The following is a 20,002-nucleotide window of genomic DNA, read 5'->3' as shown; positions in this document are numbered from 1 at the left end:
GTTTTAATAGACGTCAACACATCTAGACATCTAAACTTCTTTGCGTATAGATTGAGCATAAGCATAATAACCGCTAGAATTGTGGCATTTCATGACAGATGCTGTCTTCATTAGATTAATTTTTAAGGTATCCCATGGCTGAGTGGAACGGCGAGTATGTCAGCCCTTACGCTGAACACGGTAAAAAAAGCGAGCAAGTCAAGAAGATAACAGTATCTATCCCATTGAAAGTACTAAAGATACTGACTGACGAACGCACGCGTCGTCAGGTGAACAACCTGCGCCATGCCACCAACAGCGAACTGCTGTGCGAGGCGTTTCTGCACGCGTTCACAGGTCAACCGTTACCGAATGACGAAGACCTGCGTAAAGAACGCAGCGATGAAATTCCTGAAGCCGCGAAAATCATCATGCGTGAAATGGGTATCGACCCGGATACGTGGGAATACTGATCGCGTTTGCGCTGTCGGCTTTCTGGCTAACCCCGCCTTCTCCGGCGGGGTTTTGCTATGCAGAGAATCCCGCTCAATACATCACTCTTCATTAACCTCTAAAATCTCGCCCCTCCACCGCCCGCACTTCTTCCGAACGCTTCGTCTTCCACTCACATTGTGAATCGGGATTGCATTTAATTTGTTATGTTATAACATATCATTTTTAATCTATAACGGTGATATGCCCGCATCATGACAGAGCTTCTCTCCAGTAAACCCCTGCTGCTACAGCTTCACCATGTTTCCGTTGCCGACGCCAATCGCGCACCGAGGCTCAGTGATATTTCGCTGTCCATGCAGGCTGGAGAGCGTTTGGCGCTGGTTGGGCCCAACGGTAGCGGTAAATCCACGCTGCTACGCGTGTTAACCAGCGAGCTCGGTACGACAGCGGGATACATCCATCTAAACGGTCAACCGCTGAATACACTCAGCCGTCATGAGCGAGCAAAGCGCATCGCGATTCTGGCGCAGAACGATGCACCGGACCTGCGTCTGCGGGTCGCGGAGTACGTCGCCTTAGGGCGGATTCCCCACCACGGATTCAGCACGCCTGCGTACGATCGCCAGCTCATCGAAGAAGCGCTGGACGATACCGGATTATTACCGCTGCGCCACCGCCTGCTGGGCACGCTCTCCGGTGGAGAACGTCAACGCGCGGCGCTGGCACGTGCGTTTGCGCAAACGCCGCAGCTCCTGCTGCTGGATGAACCAACGAACCATCTCGATCCGCTAGCGCGTGCGCAACTGCTGTCTCTCGTGCGGAAACGCGGCATTTCAACGCTGGCGGTGCTGCACGATCTACCACTGATAACCCCCTTTGCCGACCGTGTCGCCGTGTTGCAGCAGGGAACGCTACTCCGCTGGGGAACACCTGCACACGCGCTGAGCGCCGACTGTGTGAAATCCGTATTTGGGATGGAGAGTTTTACGGTGCCGCATCCGGTAAACGGCTCGCCCATTCGCATCTTTGAAGCACCTGAACTGCACTAAGGAACCCTGATGAAAATAACGCTTCTGTCTGGACTGCTGGCCTTGACGTCGTGCTGGGCACACGCATCGGGTTTTCCCGTCACGGTCGACAGCTGTGGGCAACCGCTAACCTTCACCCAGCCGCCGCAGCGAGCCGTTATTCATGACCTGAACATGACGGAAATGGCGTTTGCGCTTGGGCTGCAAAAAAATATTGTCGGACTGACGGGGATCACTGGCTGGTATAAAGCGCCCCCTGACTTTATCAAGCAGCAGGGCACAATCCCTGAACTGGCAGCAAAATACCCGACGTTGGAAAATCTGCTGGCTGTACACCCGGATTTCTTCTTTGCAGGGTGGAACTACGGCATGAAAGTCGGTGGCGAAGTCACGCCGCAAGCGCTGCAAAAATACGGCATTCAGACACTGGTGCTCAGCGAAAGCTGCGTTTTCACCGAACAGCAGAAACAGCGGCCACAAGCCAGCATGGATCTGCTCTACGGCGACATGCTGAAACTGGGGAAAATCTTCGGTAAGCAGGAACAGGCTCAGGAACAGATTGACGGCTGGAAGCAGCACATTGCCGAACTGCAAACCCGTATTGGCAATCAGCCAAAGCAGACGGTTTTTCTGTATGACTCTGGCGACGATAAGCCCTTTACCAGCGGGAAATTCGCCATGCCAACCGCCATCATTGAGGCGGCGGGCGGCAAGAACGTCATGGACGATATGGAAACGAGCTGGGCCTCGACATCGTGGGAAAGCGTGGCGGCACGCGAGCCTGACTTTATCATTTTGCTGGATTACCAGACGGGCAACGGTGCAGATGCGTTAAGGCGTTTTCTGGAATCACATCCGCTGATGAAATTTACCCCCGCCGTACGACAGCATCGCTATCTGAAACTGCAATATGCGGAACTCACGCCGGGACCCGCGAATATCGCTGCCGTCGATAAACTGGCGCACGCACTCTACCCGGATGCTTTTAAGTGAGCCCTACGTCTTCACGTTATGCCGCGACCTTCGTTATCGCGCTGCTGATACTGGCTGGGCTGATGCTGTTAAATATTGCGACAGGCAGCACGACGATCCCCCTTACGCAGGTCGCCAGCGTGTTGGGGCTATCGTCGGCAGACGTGTCGCCGATGACGTCACGCATTATTCTCGAACTGCGTATTCCCCGCAGCCTGCTGGCGGCGCTGTGCGGCGCGGGGTTAGCGATGGTCGGTGCCTTTTTGCAAACGGCAACCCGCAACGATCTGGCCGACCCTTTTCTATTTGGCCTGTCTGCCGGTGCCTCAGCGGGTGCGGTCGCCGTCATCACCCGCTTTGGTGAGCAGCTCGGTGACTGGGCGCTGCCAATGGCGGCCTTCTGCGGCGGACTCTTATCGGCCGTCGCCGTGACCGTGCTGTTTCTGCTGCAACAGGCGCGGGGCGCAGAGCGCCTCATCATCTGTGGATTGGCGATCTCATTTCTGTTCGGTGCGTTGACAAATTATTTGGTGTTTTCCGGCGATCAGCGGGCCGCCAGCTCGATTCTTTTCTGGTCGCTGGGCGGGCTGGGCCTTGCCCGTTGGGACACGTTACCTTTTGCGGTGTTCAGCGTTCTGCTGCTATTCGGCCTCACCGCCCTGCGCTGGCGTGCGCTCGACGCGCTGCTGGCTGGCGGACAAACCGCGGCCTCAATGGGGGTTAATCTGTCTCGCGTACGGGTGGAAATTTTCATCTGCTGCGCGTTCGCCACATCGCTGTTAGTCGCGCTGACCGGCGTGATTGGTTTTATCGGCCTGATGATTCCCCATCTGGCTCGCCCGCTGAGCGGCGTGCTGCACAAGAAGCTTCTGCCGCTGACCGCCGTGCTGGGTGCGATACTGCTGTGCGGCGGCGATTGGCTCAGCCGACAGCTGCTGGCACCACAGGAATTGCCCATCGGGATTATTACCGCGGGATTGGGCGGCATCTTCGTGCTAGGGATGCTGGTAAAACGTCAGCAGGGACACTGAGCCACCAGAAACAACAAAGGCACCTATCGGTGCCTTTGCAGGAAGTTACTGTACCAATTGACCAGTAAAACTTATTTTTTAGCGCCTGGAACGGAGAAACGCTTGTTGAAGCGGTCAACACGGCCACCAGTTGCAACGTCACGTTGTTTGCCGGTGTAGAACGGGTGGCATTCGCCACAAACGTCCAGGTTCAGGTCACGACCCACGGTAGAATGGGTTTTGATCACGTTACCGCAAGAGCAAGTTACAGTAACTGCAGAATAATTCGGGTGAATACCTTTTTTCATGGGGAAACCTCAGTTAAGGCCGTGTCGCTATCCAGCCCTGTTCCGCCAGACACCACACGAAAGTTGTATAAGTAAGTTTCATTATGCAAACGGCACAATGGCGGCGGATCATACAGAATCCGCTACCCTGATGCAATCGCATCCACACATTATCCCTCGCAGCATGTACACTAGCGCTTTGCGTTATTTTCACCCCGCGTCGCGCATGATACAGACCGCTCGGTTATGTCATTGATCGCCGCACCAATCTACGTCGACTATCACGGAGAAGTTATGTCTGTCGCTCAGGTCGCTTTGCCCGTGCCATTGGCACGTACATTCGATTATTTGCTACCCGCAGGAGGCATCACTCCGCAGGTCGGCGCGCGCGTCAACGTCTCCTTTGGTAACCGCAAAGCGATCGGCATTATTACCGCGCTGAGCGACATCAGCGAACTTCCGCTTGAGCAATTAAAACCCGTGCATGACGTGCTGGACGAGCAGCCGCTGTTCCCCCCCAGCCTGTGGCGCATTTTGCTGTGGGCCGTTGAGTATTATCACTATCCGATTGGCGAAGTGCTGTTCCACGCGCTGCCGATCCTACTGCGTCAGGGGAAACCCGCACATCGTGCCCCGCTCTGGCAGTGGTTTGCCACCGAACAGGGGCGGGCAACGCCGCTCAGTACACTCAAACGCGCCGCAAAACAGCAGCAGGCGCTGGCGGCCCTACTTCAGTCGCCGCTTTACCGCCATCAGGTGAGCGAAATCGGGCTGACGGAAACAGCGTTGCAGGCGCTGCGCAGTAAAGGACTGTGCGAATTGCAGGCCGCAGAGCAAACGCTTCACGACTGGCGTCAAAGTTTTAGTTTGGCAACCGACCGACTGCGTTTGAATACCGAACAGGCAACTGCCGTCGGCGCGATCCGCAGCGAAGATAACCATTTTGCCGCCTGGCTGCTCGCGGGTATCACCGGCTCGGGCAAAACCGAAGTCTATCTCAGCGTGCTGGAAAACGTGCTAGCGCAGGGCAAACAGGCGCTGGTGTTAGTGCCGGAAATTGGCCTGACGCCGCAAACCATCGCCCGCTTCCGCGAACGGTTTAACGCCCCGGTGGATGTGCTGCACTCGGCACTCAACGACAGCGAACGCCTTGCTGTCTGGCTACGTGCCCGCAGCGGTGAAGCCGCCATCGTCATCGGAACGCGGTCGGCGTTATTTACGCCCTTTGCCCGTTTAGGGCTGATTGTGATCGATGAAGAACACGACAGTTCCTACAAACAGCAGGAAGGCTGGCGCTATCACGCCCGTGATTTGGCGGTGTTCCGCGCCAGAGAAGAAGACATTCCCATCGTCATGGGGACGGCGACGCCCGCGCTGGAAACGCTATATAACGTCCAGATCGGCAAGTATCGACGCTTGAATCTGACCAAACGAGCGGGCAATGCCGCGCTCGCCAAACAGCATGTCATCGATCTGAAAGGGCTGCCGCTGACGGCCGGGTTATCCCAGCCGCTGATTACCCGCATCCGCCATCATCTGACGAACGATAATCAGGTTATCTTGTTCCTTAATCGGCGCGGGTTCGCCCCCGTGGTGATGTGCCACGAGTGCGGCTGGATTGCTGAGTGCCAGCGCTGCGATCACTACTATACCTACCACCAGCATCAGAGGATGTTGCGCTGCCACCACTGTGACAGCCAGCGTCCGGTACCACAACAGTGCCCCGGCTGCGGCTCAACCAATATGGTGCCGGTCGGTCTGGGTACCGAGCAGTTGGAACAAAGCCTTGCGCCGATCTTTCCAGATGTTCCGATCACCCGCATCGACCGTGACACCACCAGCCGTAAAGGGGCGCTTGAGCAGCAGCTCTCGCAGGTCAGGCAGGGCGGCGCACGTCTTCTCATCGGCACACAGATGTTGGCGAAGGGGCATCATTTCCCTGACGTGACGCTGGTGGCCCTGCTGGACGTGGACGGTTCACTGTTCTCTGCCGACTTCCGCGCGGCCGAACGTTTTGCACAGCTCTATACTCAGGTGGCGGGTCGCGCAGGACGTGCAGGCAAGGCGGGTGAAGTGGCGCTGCAAACTCACCACCCGGAACATCCGCTATTACAAACGCTGCTGCAACAAGGCTACGATGCCTTTGCCAGCCAGGCGTTGACTGAACGGAAAAGCGTTTTTCTGCCGCCGTTTACCAGCCATATTCTCTTCCGCGCTGACGACCACGATAATCAGCAGGCCGCATTATTCCTCCAGCAGTTGCGTAATTTGCTGGAGGCGAGCCCGCTGCGGGATGAATCACTCTGGCTGCTGGGCCCAGTCCCTGCTTTGCAACCCAAACGTGCGGGACGCTTCCGCTGGCAGCTCTTGCTACAGCACCCCTCCAGAGCGCTATTGCAGAAACTGGTCAGAACATCGCTGACGCTAATCGGCACGCTGCCGCAGGCGCGTAAAGTGAAATGGATGCTGGATGTCGACCCCACGGACGGTTAGCGCTTCCTGTTAGATCATTTCGGTTTCTTACCACTCATTTTTTGCGATCGGCGTCGAGAACACGATATTCATCACACTTTCTGTGCAAATTAAGCAACAAAACCTGCGTTCAATCTGTTATCACTGTCTGCGCAGGCCGTATGCTGAGGCCAGACCGTTTATTGAGCTCAGGTCGTGTACTGAGGTATAGCGCCGTTCCATCGGCATACTGTCCCCAAAAAGCGTTACCCGTAATCATAGAAAGTCAGTAGACAGGGGCGTTCTGCTGACAGTCAGCGCCAGTTAACGCTGACGCAAGGAGAAAAGCGTTGAAGCAGAAGAAAGGCGTCACCACGGCGACGATGAAAGACGTGGCGGATGAAGCGGGCGTTTCCACCGCGACCGTGTCCCGAACGTTAATGAACCCAGAGAAAGTCTCTGCGACCACCCGTAGGAAGGTCGAGCAGGCTGTCATCGCCGTTGGCTATTCGCCTCACGCACTCAACAGGAATCTCAAGCGTAACGAATCGCGCACGATCCTGACGATCGTCCCGGATATCTGCGATCCTTATTTCTCCGAAATATTTCGCGGGATCGAGGAAACGGCAGCCGAACACGGTTATCTGGTGTTGATTGGCGATTGCGCTCACCAGCATCAGAAAGAAAAAACCTTCGTCGACCTGATTATTACCAAGCAGATCGACGGCATGCTGTTACTCGGCTCTAATCTGCCGTTTGACGCAGGCCAGGAAGAGCAGCGTAATCTGCCGCCGATGGTGATGGCGAATGAGTTCTCACCGGATCTGGCGCTGCCCACCGTGCATATCGATAACCTGACCGCCGCCTTTGAAGCCGTACATTATCTGTATCAGGCGGGCCATCAACGCATCGCCTGTATTGCCGGCCCAGAGCACATGCACCTGAGCCAATATCGCCTGCAGGGATATATTCAGGCCCTGCGCCGTAACGGGATTCTCATCGATAATCAGTATATCTTTCGGGGCGATTTCACCTACGAAACCGGGATAAACGGCCTGATTGCGCTGATGCAACATCCTCAGCCGCCCAGTGCGGTCTTCTGTCATAGCGACCTCATGGCGCTGGGCGTGCTGGCTCAGGCCAGAAAGATGGGGCTGGATATCCCGCGCGACCTCTCCATTATCGGCTTCGATGATATCGAACAGGCGCAGTACAGCTGGCCGCCTCTGACTTCTGTCGCCCAGCCTCGTTATCAGATCGGACGCGAGGCAATGCTGCTACTCTTAGAGCAGTTGCAAGGCAACACGGTACAAAGCGGTTCCCGTCTGTTGTCCAGTGAGCTGGTCATACGCGACAGCGTCGCCGCGCCGAATTACGCCCGTAACAGGCTTTAAGACTTCAGGTGCTGGTCAAATATTTGAGGGTTCAGTAACATGACCCCCTAATTATGTTATCCCCTAAATAATTCGAGTTTCAGGAAGGCGGCAAGGGAAGGAATCCCGATGAGCTTACTCAGGTAAGTGATTCGGGTGAGTGACAAATCTACCGGAGGCAGATTTGAACGCTGCTTGCAGCGGCCCCAACGGGGCGAGGCACACGTAAGTGTGCCGAGTAGCCCAGCCAACGCACATGCAACTTGAAGTATGACGGGTACATTTACCTATCAATTCACAGCGAAACAACAGTGGCACAAAGAGACTACGTGAGCCGGGGACGTTCATCAGGGACGCGTCGGAAAACGACAAATAGCCGGAAAAAAGGCAAGGCTTCAGGTGCGTCCAAAACGATGATCGCACTCGCTGTTGCCGTTTTGGTCACCTTCGCGGGCGGTCTGTACTTTATCGCCCATAATAAACCGGATGATTCACCCGTCCTGCCGCATCAGAATGCAGGCAAAGGTAACGGGCTGCCACCCAAACCGGAAGAACGCTGGCGCTACATCAAAGAACTGGAAAACCGTCAGTTGGGCGTCACGACGCCAACGGAGCCTTCCGCGGGCGGCGAAATTCAGTCGCCAGTGCAGTTGACGGATGAACAGCGCCAACTGCTGGAACAGATGCAGTCTGATATGCGTCGCCAGCCAACGCAGCTTTCCGAGGTGCCGTATAACGACCAGACGCAGGTTCCGCGCTCTCAGGTGACGATCAAGCCGCCGACCCAATCGATGCAGCAGCAGCCTGTCGTAACGACGCAGCCAACCACTCGGGCACCTGCGATCACGCAAACGACGCCTGTTGCTCCAAGACAAGACATTCCAAAGCAGGAAGCGCCGAAGCAACAGCCGGTCAAACAGCCTGAAGCGCCAAAAGCCGAGAAAACCCAGCGCTGGGCGATCCAATGTGGCTCCTTCAAAACCATGGATCCTGCCGAATCGGTCAGAGCACAGCTGGCGTTTGCCGGTATCGAAAGCCGCATCACCTCTAACGGCGGCTGGAACCGTATTATGCTTGGGCCTTATAACAACCGTGCTGCCGCAGATAGCATGATCCAACGTCTTAAGGGCGCGGGCGCATCAAACTGTATTCCTCTTGCCAGCGGGGGTTGAAAAACCCCACGCCTTCCCCCATCTATAACTTCAATGTGCCCCGAATCATGCGGGGATCTTTTTCTTCAAACGGGGACTGACTCGTGACAACAATTGTAAGCGTACGCCGCAACGGCCAGGTGGTCATTGGCGGTGATGGACAAGCCACTCTGGGCAACACCGTGATGAAAGGCAACGTGCGTAAAGTGCGTCGTCTCTACCATGACCGCGTCATCGCCGGTTTCGCAGGCGGCACGGCGGATGCCTTCACCCTTTTTGAGCTTTTTGAGCGCAAGCTGGAATTACACCAGGGTCATCTGGTGAAAGCAGCCGTCGAGCTGGCGAAAGACTGGCGTACCGACCGTATGCTACGCAAGCTGGAAGCCCTGTTAGCCGTCGCGGACGAAAATGCTTCGCTGATCATTACCGGTAATGGTGATGTCGTGCAGCCTGAAAACGATCTGATCGCGATTGGTTCCGGCGGTCCTTATGCACAGGCTGCCGCGCGTGCTTTACTGGAAAACACCGAGCTGGGTGCGCGTGATATCGTCGAGAAATCTCTGGGGATTGCTGGCGACATCTGTATCTACACCAACCAGTTCCACACGATAGAAGAATTAGCCTCCAAGGCGTAAGGATCAACTATGTCTGAAATGACCCCGCGCGAGATAGTCAGCGAACTCGACAGCTATATCATTGGCCAGCATAAAGCGAAACGCGCCGTTTCCATCGCGCTGCGTAACCGCTGGCGCCGTATGCAGTTGGACGAAGCACTTCGTCATGAAGTGACGCCTAAAAATATTCTCATGATCGGTCCGACCGGCGTCGGTAAAACCGAAATCGCTCGCCGTTTGGCGAAGCTCGCCAATGCGCCGTTCATCAAAGTGGAAGCCACCAAATTCACCGAAGTGGGCTACGTAGGTAAAGAAGTTGACTCCATCATCCGCGATCTGACAGATTCCGCGATCAAAATGGTGCGCCTTCAGTCCATCGAAAAAAACCGCTTCCGTGCGGAAGAGATGGCGGAAGACCGTATTCTGGACGTGCTGATTCCTCCGGCGAAAAACAACTGGGGACAGGCGGAAAGCACGCAGGAGCCTTCCGCTGCACGCCAGGCATTCCGCAAGAAACTGCGTGAAGGCCAGTTGGACGACAAAGAGATCGAGATCGATCTGGCAGCCGCTCCCGTTGGCGTAGAGATCATGGCTCCTCCGGGCATGGAAGAAATGACCAACCAGCTCCAGTCCATGTTCCAGAACCTGGCAGGACAGAAGCAGAAAGCCCGTAAGGTCAAAATCAAAGACGCCTTCAAGCTGCTGATAGAAGAAGAAGCCGCCAAGCTGGTGAACCCGGAAGAGCTGAAACAGCAGGCGATTGAAGCCGTTGAGCAGCACGGTATCGTGTTCATCGATGAGATCGACAAAATCTGTAAGCGTGGCGAAAGCTCCGGCCCGGATGTGTCCCGTGAAGGCGTTCAGCGTGACCTGCTGCCGCTGGTTGAAGGCTGCACCGTGTCCACCAAGCACGGCATGGTCAAAACCGACCACATCCTGTTTATCGCGTCCGGTGCGTTCCAGGTTGCCAGCCCGTCCGATCTGATTCCAGAATTGCAGGGGCGTCTGCCGATTCGCGTAGAGTTGCAGGCGCTGACCACGGAAGATTTCGAGCGCATCCTGACCGAACCGAGCGCCTCGCTGACCGAGCAGTACAAAGCGCTGATGGCGACGGAAGGCGTAAATATTTCGTTCACCGCCGATGGTATCCGCCGTATTGCCGAAGCCGCCTGGCAGGTCAACGAAAGCACCGAGAATATCGGCGCACGCCGTCTGCATACCGTGATGGAGCGTTTGATCGAAGATGTGTCTTACGACGCCAGCGAAATGAACGGTCAAAGCGTTACCATTGACGCAGATTACGTACGTAATCATCTGGATGAATTAGTAGCAGATGAAGATCTGAGTCGATTTATCTTATAATCCGTTTTCGCGGATCGCACGATTAACGATAAAGTGGGAGGCGTTGGCCTCCCACTTTTGTTTCTGACGCCGCCATCACTGACTTTTCTTGTTTATAAACGGATGATTCACGCAATTGAATCGTCAATAAAAATTGAAGCACACCATGACCTTATCGACCCATAGCAGCAAAACCAAAGCCTGGCTGGATAGCCTGCGTCCAAAGACGTTGCCATTAGCTTTTGCGTCCATCGTCACCGGCTCGGCGATTGCGAGCTGGCATAGCAGCTTTAAACCGGGCGTAGCATTACTGGCGTTGTTAACCGCCGGACTGCTGCAAATCCTTTCCAATCTGGCGAACGACTATGGGGATGCGATAAAAGGCAGCGATACCGAGGAACGCATCGGGCCGTTGCGCGGTATTCAGACCGGGGCGATTACACTGACGCAACTGCGCAATGCGCTAATCGTGACCGTGGCGCTCACCATCATTTCCGGCGTGAGCCTGGTGATTCTGGCGTGTGAAAAGCCCGCGGATATCTTTGGTTTCCTGATTCTGGGGCTGCTGGCGATTTTCGCCGCCATCACCTATACCGTCGGTAACAAGCCCTACGGTTATATCGGACTCGGCGATATTTCAGTGCTGATCTTTTTCGGCTGGCTCAGCGTCGCGGGTTCGTATTATCTGCAAACCGGCCATTTCGACAGCATCGTGATGCTGCCAGCGACGGCCTGCGGTCTGTTGGCGACGGCGGTGCTGAACATCAACAACCTGCGCGATATCGACAACGATCGCATCAGCGGAAAGAACACGCTGGCAGTACGTCTTGGTGCGGAAAAAGCGCGCTTCTACCACACGATGCTGCTGTTGCTGGCACCGGTTTGTCTCGGTCTGTTTGCCACGTTTTATCTGCACAGTCTGGCGGGTTGGCTCTTTATTCTGGCGCTCCCGTTGCTGATTCAGCAGGCGCGCTATGTGCTGCGTGAAACCAGCGCATTCAGTATGCGTCCGATGCTGGAAAAAACGGTGAAAGGCGCGCTGCTGACCAACATTCTGTTCGCCGTTGGCGTGATATTGAGTTAGTGCGGGTAAAGTGAGCGCGGGCGAAAAGTGGTGCGTATTTACTGATACGCATCAAGTTAACATTTGATGATTTTGCCAACAGCCGCCAGAAAGGGATATACTCATGATTCCGGCGGCAAACAGACGTTAATCCTATGAAATACGATACTTCCGAACTGTGCGATATCTACCACGAAGAGGTGAATGTTGTTGAGCCTCTGTTCTCTAATTTTGGCGGGCGTACTTCATTTGGTGGCAAGATCACCACGGTGAAATGTTTTGAGGATAACGGCCTGCTGTTCGATCTTCTGGAAGAGAACGGCCTCGGGCGCGTACTTCTGGTCGATGGCGGCGGCTCCGTGCGTCGCGCGTTGATCAACGCGGAAATCGCCCGGCTGGCGACGCAAAACGAGTGGGAAGGCATTGTCGTTTATGGCGCGGTGCGTCAGGTTGACGATTTGGCTGAGCTGGATATCGGTATTCAGGCGATGGCAGCGATTCCGGTCGGCGCGGGTAGCGAAGGCATCGGCGAGAGCGATATTCGCGTCAACTTCGGTGGCGTCACTTTCTTCTCCGGTGACCATCTGTATGCCGATAATACCGGTATTATTTTGGCGGAAGACCCGCTGGATATTGAATAATATCGTTGAATTCCCGCGTTTTTATTGCGGTGATATCAGCACAAAAAAGGGCGATAGACGCCCTTTTTTATTTGGCTCAATCGATAAGCAGTTCCTTCGTCTGAGCCAGCAAGTCCTATTAGACTTCTTCCATTTTGCCTAACAGCGCGCGCAGGCGCTCTTGCCATACCACTTGCTCTTCTTTCAACTGCTCGTTCTCGCGCACCAGCGCTTCACGTGAACCAGCTGCCGCCTGCACATCCTGCGACAGCGCGTTGTTCTGCTCTTTCAGCTCTTCAATTTCCATTTGCAACAGCGTGATGGTATCAATCGCCTGCTGAACTTTCGCTTCCAGCTTTTCAAACACTTCAAATGACATTCTTCAAACCCCTTTTAATCGCAACAAGGCAAAGATCGGTTAACGCTGGCTTTCGGACTCTGTAACCAACACCCAACGGTGTCGCCATCCGCCCGTAAACATAATCCTGACCGCGGGACGGCTGGCAAGACAGACCATAGCGAAATTGTATGTAGCCAACCGCCACCTGTCTAGCGCACATCCCCCACTACGCGAGTGTGGCAGCTTTTCTTACGTAACACTATCAGTACAAACTGAAAAACAGGCAGTACAAACTGAAAAACGGACAGCCGAAACGGAAACATGAGCAGCGTAAACTGAAAACTACTCCTGTTCGCTTCCCCATTACTCCTATTGTGTTAATAAATTTAACCTGAGCGTTACTATCAATCGTGGGCGAAAAATCACTGCGAGTCATTTTATAAGCGAATACGCTCATTTTTTTGACGCGCAACACACATTTCAATTTCGATATTTCTCGTTTTCGAGCATTAACGATAAATTCACATCATAAATACATTTAAAACAGAGGATGCCCCCACGGTATCCTTAAGACCTACCACTCTGTACGTTACCCAGCAGGAAAAAAATATGAGCCAAGCAGAACGTTCAACGCTAAAAGGCCAGTGTATCGCCGAGTTTCTCGGCACTGGCCTGCTGATTTTCTTCGGTGTCGGCTGTGTCGCCGCCTTGAAACTGGCGGGAGCCAGCTTCGGACAGTGGGAGATCAGCATCATTTGGGGTCTGGGGGTTGCGATGGCAATCTATCTGACTGCCGCCATTTCCGGCGCTCACCTCAACCCGGCCGTTACTATCGCCCTGTGGCTGTTTGCCTGTTTCGACGGGCGCAAGGTGGTGCCTTATATTCTGGCGCAGATTGCCGGGGCATTTTGTGCCGCCGCACTGGTCTACGGTCTGTATCACAATCTGTTCGTGGATTTTGAACAAGCCAACAATATGGTGCGTGGCAGTACGGAAAGCCTGAGTTTAGCGGGCATTTTCTCAACCTATCCGAACCCACACATTTCCGTTATGCAGGCGCTGCTGGTTGAAACCGTCATCACCGCTATCCTGATGTGCCTGATTCTGGCGCTGACCGATGATGGCAACGGTATCCCACGCGGGCCACTCGCTCCCCTGCTGATCGGTATTTTGATTGCCGTTATCGGTGCATCCATGGGGCCGCTGACTGGCTTCGCCCTTAACCCAGCGCGTGACTTTGGTCCTAAGCTGTTCGCTTTCCTGGCGGGCTGGGGCGACGTGGCCTTCACTGGCGCACGCGAAATTCCTTACTTCCTGGTTCCCATCTTCGGCCCCATTATCGGTGCCTGTCTGGGTGCCTTCGGTTATCGCGCACTGATTGGTCGTAACCTGCCATGCGATGTGTGTGAACCCGAGGCAGAAGCTACCACGCGTCGTGAAAGCCGTTAAACTTAACGCCACGACCATCCTATTTCACGGTTAATCATTACAGGATTGGATTTATGAACCCGGAAAAAAAATACATTGTCGCAATCGATCAGGGCACAACCAGCTCCCGCGCCGTCGTACTGGATCACGATGCGAATATCGTTAGCGTTTCACAGCGTGAATTCACTCAGATCTATCCAAAAGCGGGCTGGGTAGAGCACGACCCGATGGAAATTTGGGCCACACAAAGCTCAACGCTGGTCGAAGTGCTGGCTAAAGCCGGCATCAGCGCGGATGAAGTCGCGGGCATTGGTATCACCAACCAGCGTGAAACCACCGTCGTATGGGAAAAAGAGAGCGGCAAACCGATTTATAACGCCATCGTCTGGCAGTGTCGCCGTACCGCTGAAATTTGCGAAAAGCTGAAGAAAGACGGTCTGGAAGAGTACGTGCGCAACACCACCGGTCTGGTGGTGGATCCCTACTTCTCCGGCACCAAAGTGAAATGGATTCTGGATCACGTTGAGGGCTCTCGCGAGCGCGCCAAACGCGGTGAACTGCTGTTTGGTACCATCGATACCTGGCTGATTTGGAAAATGACGCAAGGGCGTGTTCACGTCACGGATTACACCAATGCCTCCCGCACCATGCTGTTTAACATTCATACGCTGGAATGGGATACCCGCATGCTGGAAGCGCTGGATATCCCACGCGAAATGCTGCCAGAAGTGCGCGCGTCTTCAGAAGTCTACGGCCAGACCAACATTGGCGGTAAAGGCGGCACGCGTATTCCTATCGCCGGTATCGCGGGTGACCAGCAGGCGGCGCTGTACGGCCAGCTTTGCGTCAATCCAGGCATGGCGAAAAACACCTACGGCACGGGCTGCTTCCTGCTGATGAATACCGGTAAAGAAGCGGTGCTGTCCAAACACGGCCTGCTGACCACCATCGCCTGCGGCCCACGCGGCGAAGTGAACTACGCACTGGAAGGCTCCGTGTTCGTTGGCGGTGCCTCCATCCAATGGCTGCGTGACGAACTGAAGCTGATAGGCGACTCAATGGACTCCGAATACTTCGCGACGAAAGTGAAGGATTCTAACGGCGTTTACGTCGTCCCTGCCTTTACCGGTTTGGGTGCACCTTACTGGGACCCGTATGCCCGTGGCGCGATCTTCGGTCTGACCCGTGGCGTGAATGCTAACCACATCATCCGTGCGACACTGGAATCGATTGCCTTCCAGACCCGAGACGTACTGGATGCCATGCAGGCAGACGCCGATACCCGCCTGAAAGCGCTGCGTGTCGACGGCGGTGCGGTCGCCAACAACTTCCTGATGCAGTTCCAGTCCGATATTCTCGGCACGCGTGTGGAACGTCCGGAAGTTCGTGAATCCACCGCGCTGGGTGCAGCTTTCCTGGCGGGCTTAGCGACGGGCTTCTGGAACGATCTGGATGAAGTGAAGAGCAAAGCGACTATTGAGCGTGAATTCCGCCCTAGCATCGAAACCGTGGAGCGTAACATTCGCTACAGCGGCTGGCAGAAAGCCGTGGCTCGTGCCCGTAACTGGGAAGATCACGACGCGTAATCCGCCAACGCATCTATCCACATCGGGCGCGCCTGTCGCGCCCGTTTTTTCCCTACCGTTCAACCGCCACTCTCCCCCGTTGTGATAAAATCCTCGCCCACATCTCTTCCTTTCCCGATCGACAATAGACAGGTATTTATGAAACGTGAATTAGCCATTGAGTTCTCGCGCGTCACCGAAGCAGCCGCGCTGGCAGGCTATAAGTGGTTAGGCCGTGGCGACAAGAATGCCGCCGACAATGCTGCCGTACAGGCAATGCGCATCATGCTGAATCAGGTCAATATCAACGGTCAGATTGTCATCGGCGAAGGGGAAATCGACGAAGCACCCATGCTGTTTATCGGCGAGCAGGTCGGTACCGGTCAGGGCGATGCCGTAGACATCGCTGTCGATCCGATTGAAGGCACGCGGATGACGGCAATGGGTCAGGCGAATGCGCTGGCCGTGCTGGCCGTTGGCGAAAAAGGTACGTTTTTGCACGCGCCAGACATGTACATGGAAAAGCTGATTGTCGGGCCCGAGGCAAAAGGCGCAATTGACCTCAACCTGCCGCTGGCGGACAACCTGCGCAATGTCGCACTGAAGTTGGGTAAACCGCTGAGCCAGTTAACGGTGACTATACTCGCTAAACCGCGCCACGATGCCTGTATCGCGGACATGCAGCAGTTGGGTGTGAAAGTGTTCGCGATTCCAGACGGCGACGTAGCGGCATCCATCCTCACCTGCATGCCAGACAGCGAAGTTGACGTGCTGTACGGCATCGGCGGCGCACCAGAAGGCGTGATTTCAGCAGCCGTTATCCGCGCGCTTGATGGCGACATGCAGGGGCGTTTGCTCGCTCGTCATCAGGTCAAAGGCGATAGTGCTGAAAACCGCCGTATCGGTGAAGATGAGCTGGCACGCTGCCGCCAAATGGGCATCGACGCGGGTAGTGTCCTCAAGCTTGATGACATGGCGCGCAACGATAACGTGATTTTCTCTGCAACTGGCATCACCAAAGGTGATTTGCTGGACGGGATCGCGCGTAAAGGCAATATGGCAACGACCGAAACGCTGCTGATCCGCGGCAAATCCCGCACGATCCGCCGGATTAAATCGACGCACTATCTGGATCGTAAGGATCGTACGCTGCACGAGTTCCTGCTGTAGCAGGCCACTGCCCGACTGACGGATTGTTTCACAGTTGTTAATAAATGGCGTATCGTAGATGCACGACTTACATGCAAAAATAGCAGCGTCTAATGCAAGCAACAGGAGCAACAACATATGGCTGAATGGGTGACAGGCAAAGTAGTTCAGGTAGAAAACTGGACAGAAAGTCTGTTTAGCATTCGGGTTCACGCGCCCACCGATGCATTCACTGCCGGGCAGTATGGCAAACTGGCGCTGGAGATTGATGGCGAGAAGGTGCAACGCGCTTATTCCTACGTGAATGCGCCCAGCGATCCCACGCTTGAGTTCTATCTGGTGACGGTGCCAGAAGGTAAGCTTAGCCCGCATCTGCATGCGTTGCAGCCCGGTTCAGACGTCCTGATCGTCAAAGAGGCTGCTGGCTTTTTCGTGCTGGAAGAAGTACCTGATTGTGAAACGCTGTGGATGCTGGCGACAGGGACGGGCATTGGCCCTTATCTGTCGATTCTTCAGGAAGGCAAGGGTCTGGAGCGTTTTAAGAATATCGTGCTGGTTCACGCCGCCCGATTCTCACGCGATCTGAGCTATCTGCCACTAATGCAGCAATTACAGCAGCGCTACCACGGTCAACTGCGTATTCAAACTGTCGTCAGTCGGGAAGAAGAAACGGGCTCGCTGACGGGCCGCATTCCCCAGCTTATCAGCAGCGGTACGCTGGAAGCCGCCGTAGGCCTGCCGATGGATGCAGCAACAAGCCACGTCATGCTGTGCGGCAACCCGCAGATGGTACGCGACACTCAGCTGTTGCTGAAAGAAGAGCGCCAAATGACCAAGCACCTGCGCCGCAGGCCCGGTCATATGACTGCCGAAAACTATTGGTAAACGACAGTTCGTTGTTAATCAGCGGCGGAAGCGAAACGGCTCCGCCGCTGCTCCAAAGCGGTTTTCCCCTTTTGTCCCCAGAAAAACGCCGCAGTCGAGCAGCGTCATCACGACAATCAGGATCGGCAAGAAGCGGCCAATGCCCCACTGCCAGATGGACGAGAACATCGTCCAATTCCCCGAGGCCAACATCCACGCCACCACGAGCAGCAGCGCCCACCAGCCGCTCTTATTACGGTCATGCAGCCGTTTCACCATGATCGCTGCCGTCGGCCACAGCAATACCACCAAACCAAACGCCGTCGATTGCGTATCCAGCCAGCTTTGGCCGGATAGCGTAAACAGCACCGCCATCAGCGCGACCCAAATAGCCATCCAAAGCCAGAAATCACGACGACCGACTCGGCCTTTAAACGAGAAGCACCACTGCTGTAATGTCATTAACGATAACGCCCTGAATTGTCGGCCAGCCTGGCCGAATTAATCTGTATTTTACGCAGGCTGATTTTACCTCAACCGAGACAGTTGCCCGCCATCTTTACGCGATTTTTGTCAGCCACGTGCGATTTCTCACAACGACGTACTATTTTTGACAACGACGTACAAATGCCGCTTTAATCAAACGTATTCTGCCGTTATCGGCCTGGACATCTTCTGAAGTGGCTGACCCGAATCCTTATGACACGAAAACGCATCGCTTCACTTTTGATTTTATCATCGCTGGTGCTGTACCAGACTCACGCGGGTGCCGATCCGACGTTCCCGCCTAAACCCTCAGCCAATGCGCCATATCTGTTGGCTGGTGCCCCTACCTTCGATCAAACCATCACGCAGTTCCGCTCTCGCTACAATCTGAGCAATCCAACGCTGCCGATCGGTGAATTTCGGGTTGTCGACACCGGTAATATCACCAGCATGTTGACCCGCGCCGCCAGCCGGATCAACGACCACCTCTATGCCTCAACCGCGCTGGAGAAAGGCACCGGGAAAATCAAAACGCTGCAAATCACCTGGCTGCCGCAGCCGCAGAGCGAACAAGAAACTGCGGCGCGCCGTAAGCAGGCTATCGACTATATGGCAGCACTGGCACGCACGTTCGCACCGTCACTGACGGAAGAACAGAGTGTGAAAAAAGTCACCGGACTGCTGGAAAAAGGCAAAGGACAGCGCTTTTATCAGCAAACGGAAGGAGCCTTGCGTTATGTTGTTGCAGATGATGGTGAAAAAGGGCTAACTTTTGCTGTTGAACCGATTAAGCTAACGCTATCTGAACCGTGATCAACACGGTAATTCATGACGAAAAACAGAGCCACGGTCACATTTCGTCTCTATACTGTGGGCAGGTCATATTGCCTGACGGCAGTAAAATTTATGCATCGGTTCATTAACACCTTGATTTATTAACATATTGATTCATTCGCGATTCCGGCTGGAGGAAAAAAGATGCGACATCCATTAGTTATGGGTAACTGGAAGCTGAACGGCAGCACTAACATGGTCAACGAACTGATCGCGGGCCTGCGTAAAGAGCTCAGCACCGTTGACGGCTGTGGCGTAGCGATTGCACCACCGGCTATCTACCTCGATCAAGCTAATCACCAACTGGCCGGCAGCCGCATTGCGCTGGGCGCGCAGAACGTTGACGTGAACCTTTCCGGCGCTTTCACCGGCGAAACGTCTGCCGAGATGCTGAAAGATATCGGCGCGAAATACATCATCATCGGCCACTCTGAGCGCCGCACCTACCACAAAGAAAGCGATGAATTCATTGCGAAGAAATTTGGCGTGCTGAAAGATGTCGGTCTGATTCCGGTACTGTGCATTGGCGAAACCGAAGCAGAAAACGAAGCGGGCCAGACGGAAACCGTCTGTGCACGTCAACTGGACGCCGTGCTGAATACGCTGGGCGCGAAAGCATTTGAAAACACCGTTATCGCCTACGAACCTGTATGGGCTATCGGTACCGGCAAATCTGCAACTCCTGCGCAAGCTCAGGCTGTTCACAAATTCATCCGTGACCACATCGCCAAGCAAGATGCGGCCGTTGCTGAGCAAGTGATCATCCAATACGGCGGTTCTGTGAATGCAGCGAATGCTGCTGAGCTATTCACCCAGCCGGACATCGACGGCGCGCTGGTTGGCGGTGCATCACTGAAAGCTGACGCCTTTGCTGTCATCGTGAAAGCAGCAGCCGACGCTAAACGCGGCTAAGCGTTATCGAAAATGGGCGGACAAAGGTTCGTCCGATCAAAAAGCCGGTTCACGCTATTGCGCCAACCGGCTTTTTTTA

At 54.9% G+C, this 20,002-nt stretch carries 20 protein-coding genes; 17 read left to right on the top strand and 3 right to left on the bottom strand.

The window, feature by feature from the left end; translation table 11 throughout:
- Window positions 1–134 precede the first annotated feature (134 nt).
- The 4 genes from metJ (at window position 135) to Q3A88_RS09230 (ending at window position 3,466) form a co-directional block, all read left to right on the top strand.
- Window positions 135–452: a met regulon transcriptional regulator MetJ gene (gene metJ / locus Q3A88_RS09245; RefSeq protein ID WP_005973355.1), complete on the top strand. Its 318-nt coding sequence runs from the start codon at window positions 135–137 to the stop codon at window positions 450–452.
- A gap of 234 nt (window positions 453–686) precedes the next feature.
- On the top strand, window positions 687–1,484 hold the full coding sequence (locus tag Q3A88_RS09240; protein ID WP_180774448.1) for an ABC transporter ATP-binding protein: 798 nt from the start codon (window positions 687–689) through the stop codon (window positions 1,482–1,484).
- A gap of 9 nt (window positions 1,485–1,493) precedes the next feature.
- Window positions 1,494–2,456, top strand: a complete 963-nt coding sequence (locus Q3A88_RS09235) for an ABC transporter substrate-binding protein (RefSeq protein WP_104209603.1) — start codon at window positions 1,494–1,496, stop codon at window positions 2,454–2,456.
- On the top strand, window positions 2,453–3,466 hold the full coding sequence (locus tag Q3A88_RS09230; protein WP_039465346.1) for a FecCD family ABC transporter permease: 1,014 nt from the start codon (window positions 2,453–2,455) through the stop codon (window positions 3,464–3,466). Before Q3A88_RS09235 ends, Q3A88_RS09230 begins: the two co-directional genes overlap by 4 nt.
- Before the next feature lie 71 nt (window positions 3,467–3,537).
- On the opposite strand, the gene rpmE is transcribed toward Q3A88_RS09230, so the two are convergent.
- Window positions 3,538–3,753, bottom strand: a complete 216-nt coding sequence (gene rpmE / locus Q3A88_RS09225) for a 50S ribosomal protein L31 (RefSeq protein ID WP_010281510.1) — start codon at window positions 3,751–3,753, stop codon at window positions 3,538–3,540.
- A gap of 273 nt (window positions 3,754–4,026) precedes the next feature.
- Between rpmE and priA the strand changes: the two genes are divergently transcribed.
- The 7 genes from priA (at window position 4,027) to rraA (ending at window position 12,366) form a co-directional block, all read left to right on the top strand.
- Window positions 4,027–6,225 (top strand): primosomal protein N', encoded by a 2,199-nt coding sequence (gene priA, locus Q3A88_RS09220; RefSeq protein ID WP_317177776.1) that lies wholly within the window; start codon window positions 4,027–4,029, stop codon window positions 6,223–6,225.
- A gap of 308 nt (window positions 6,226–6,533) precedes the next feature.
- Window positions 6,534–7,577: a DNA-binding transcriptional regulator CytR gene (gene cytR, locus Q3A88_RS09215; protein ID WP_010281514.1), complete on the top strand. Its 1,044-nt coding sequence runs from the start codon at window positions 6,534–6,536 to the stop codon at window positions 7,575–7,577.
- A gap of 290 nt (window positions 7,578–7,867) precedes the next feature.
- Window positions 7,868–8,728, top strand: a complete 861-nt coding sequence (ftsN, locus tag Q3A88_RS09210) for a cell division protein FtsN (RefSeq protein WP_072009974.1) — start codon at window positions 7,868–7,870, stop codon at window positions 8,726–8,728.
- Window positions 8,729–8,811: 83 nt separating this feature from the next.
- Window positions 8,812–9,342 carry an ATP-dependent protease subunit HslV gene (gene hslV / locus Q3A88_RS09205; RefSeq protein ID WP_005973334.1) on the top strand — a complete coding sequence of 177 codons (531 nt, stop codon included), beginning with the start codon at window positions 8,812–8,814 and terminating at the stop codon, window positions 9,340–9,342.
- Window positions 9,343–9,351: 9 nt separating this feature from the next.
- The gene (gene hslU, locus Q3A88_RS09200; protein WP_014916999.1) at window positions 9,352–10,683 is read left to right on the top strand and encodes an HslU--HslV peptidase ATPase subunit; all 1,332 of its coding nucleotides are present in this window, start codon (window positions 9,352–9,354) and stop codon (window positions 10,681–10,683) included.
- Window positions 10,684–10,828: 145 nt separating this feature from the next.
- Entirely contained in the window at window positions 10,829–11,746 is a 918-nt protein-coding gene (locus tag Q3A88_RS09195; protein WP_039275790.1) for a 1,4-dihydroxy-2-naphthoate polyprenyltransferase, read from the top strand.
- Between the two features lie 134 nt (window positions 11,747–11,880).
- Window positions 11,881–12,366: a ribonuclease E activity regulator RraA gene (gene rraA, locus Q3A88_RS09190; protein WP_010281528.1), complete on the top strand. Its 486-nt coding sequence runs from the start codon at window positions 11,881–11,883 to the stop codon at window positions 12,364–12,366.
- 118 nt (window positions 12,367–12,484) lie between these two features.
- Here the strand turns inward: rraA and zapB are convergent, their stop codons facing one another.
- Window positions 12,485–12,724: a septal ring assembly protein ZapB gene (gene zapB / locus Q3A88_RS09185; RefSeq protein WP_010281529.1), complete on the bottom strand. Its 240-nt coding sequence runs from the start codon at window positions 12,722–12,724 to the stop codon at window positions 12,485–12,487.
- A 570-nt stretch (window positions 12,725–13,294) separates the two neighbouring features.
- On the opposite strand from zapB, the gene Q3A88_RS09180 reads away from it, so the two are divergent.
- From Q3A88_RS09180 to fpr, 4 genes are all read left to right on the top strand, one after another.
- The gene (locus Q3A88_RS09180) at window positions 13,295–14,134 is read left to right on the top strand and encodes an MIP/aquaporin family protein (RefSeq protein ID WP_014917001.1); all 840 of its coding nucleotides are present in this window, start codon (window positions 13,295–13,297) and stop codon (window positions 14,132–14,134) included.
- A gap of 53 nt (window positions 14,135–14,187) precedes the next feature.
- Window positions 14,188–15,699 carry a glycerol kinase GlpK gene (gene glpK / locus Q3A88_RS09175; protein ID WP_039499781.1) on the top strand — a complete coding sequence of 504 codons (1,512 nt, stop codon included), beginning with the start codon at window positions 14,188–14,190 and terminating at the stop codon, window positions 15,697–15,699.
- A gap of 138 nt (window positions 15,700–15,837) precedes the next feature.
- On the top strand, window positions 15,838–16,848 hold the full coding sequence (gene glpX / locus Q3A88_RS09170; protein ID WP_039275793.1) for a class II fructose-bisphosphatase: 1,011 nt from the start codon (window positions 15,838–15,840) through the stop codon (window positions 16,846–16,848).
- Between the two features lie 117 nt (window positions 16,849–16,965).
- A complete protein-coding gene (gene fpr / locus Q3A88_RS09165) occupies window positions 16,966–17,712 on the top strand; it encodes a ferredoxin--NADP(+) reductase (protein ID WP_010281538.1) in 747 nt (248 codons plus the stop codon).
- 18 nt (window positions 17,713–17,730) lie between these two features.
- On the opposite strand, the gene Q3A88_RS09160 is transcribed toward fpr, so the two are convergent.
- Window positions 17,731–18,153: a DUF805 domain-containing protein gene (locus Q3A88_RS09160; RefSeq protein WP_010281540.1), complete on the bottom strand. Its 423-nt coding sequence runs from the start codon at window positions 18,151–18,153 to the stop codon at window positions 17,731–17,733.
- A 237-nt stretch (window positions 18,154–18,390) separates the two neighbouring features.
- Here Q3A88_RS09160 and Q3A88_RS09155 point away from each other — a divergent pair, with 237 nt between their 5' ends.
- Together Q3A88_RS09155 and tpiA are read left to right on the top strand one after the other, a co-directional pair.
- Window positions 18,391–18,990, top strand: a complete 600-nt coding sequence (locus tag Q3A88_RS09155; protein WP_039555758.1) for a YiiQ family protein — start codon at window positions 18,391–18,393, stop codon at window positions 18,988–18,990.
- Window positions 18,991–19,155: 165 nt separating this feature from the next.
- Window positions 19,156–19,923: a triose-phosphate isomerase gene (gene tpiA, locus Q3A88_RS09150; protein ID WP_075277758.1), complete on the top strand. Its 768-nt coding sequence runs from the start codon at window positions 19,156–19,158 to the stop codon at window positions 19,921–19,923.
- Window positions 19,924–20,002 lie beyond the last annotated feature (79 nt).

Source organism: Pectobacterium sp. HCp5_1 (assembly GCF_032905925.1).
Classification (GTDB): domain Bacteria; phylum Pseudomonadota; class Gammaproteobacteria; order Enterobacterales; family Enterobacteriaceae; genus Pectobacterium; species Pectobacterium brasiliense_A.
Note: the sequence above shows the minus strand (reverse complement) of the source record. Positions and strands in the feature narration are given on the sequence as shown.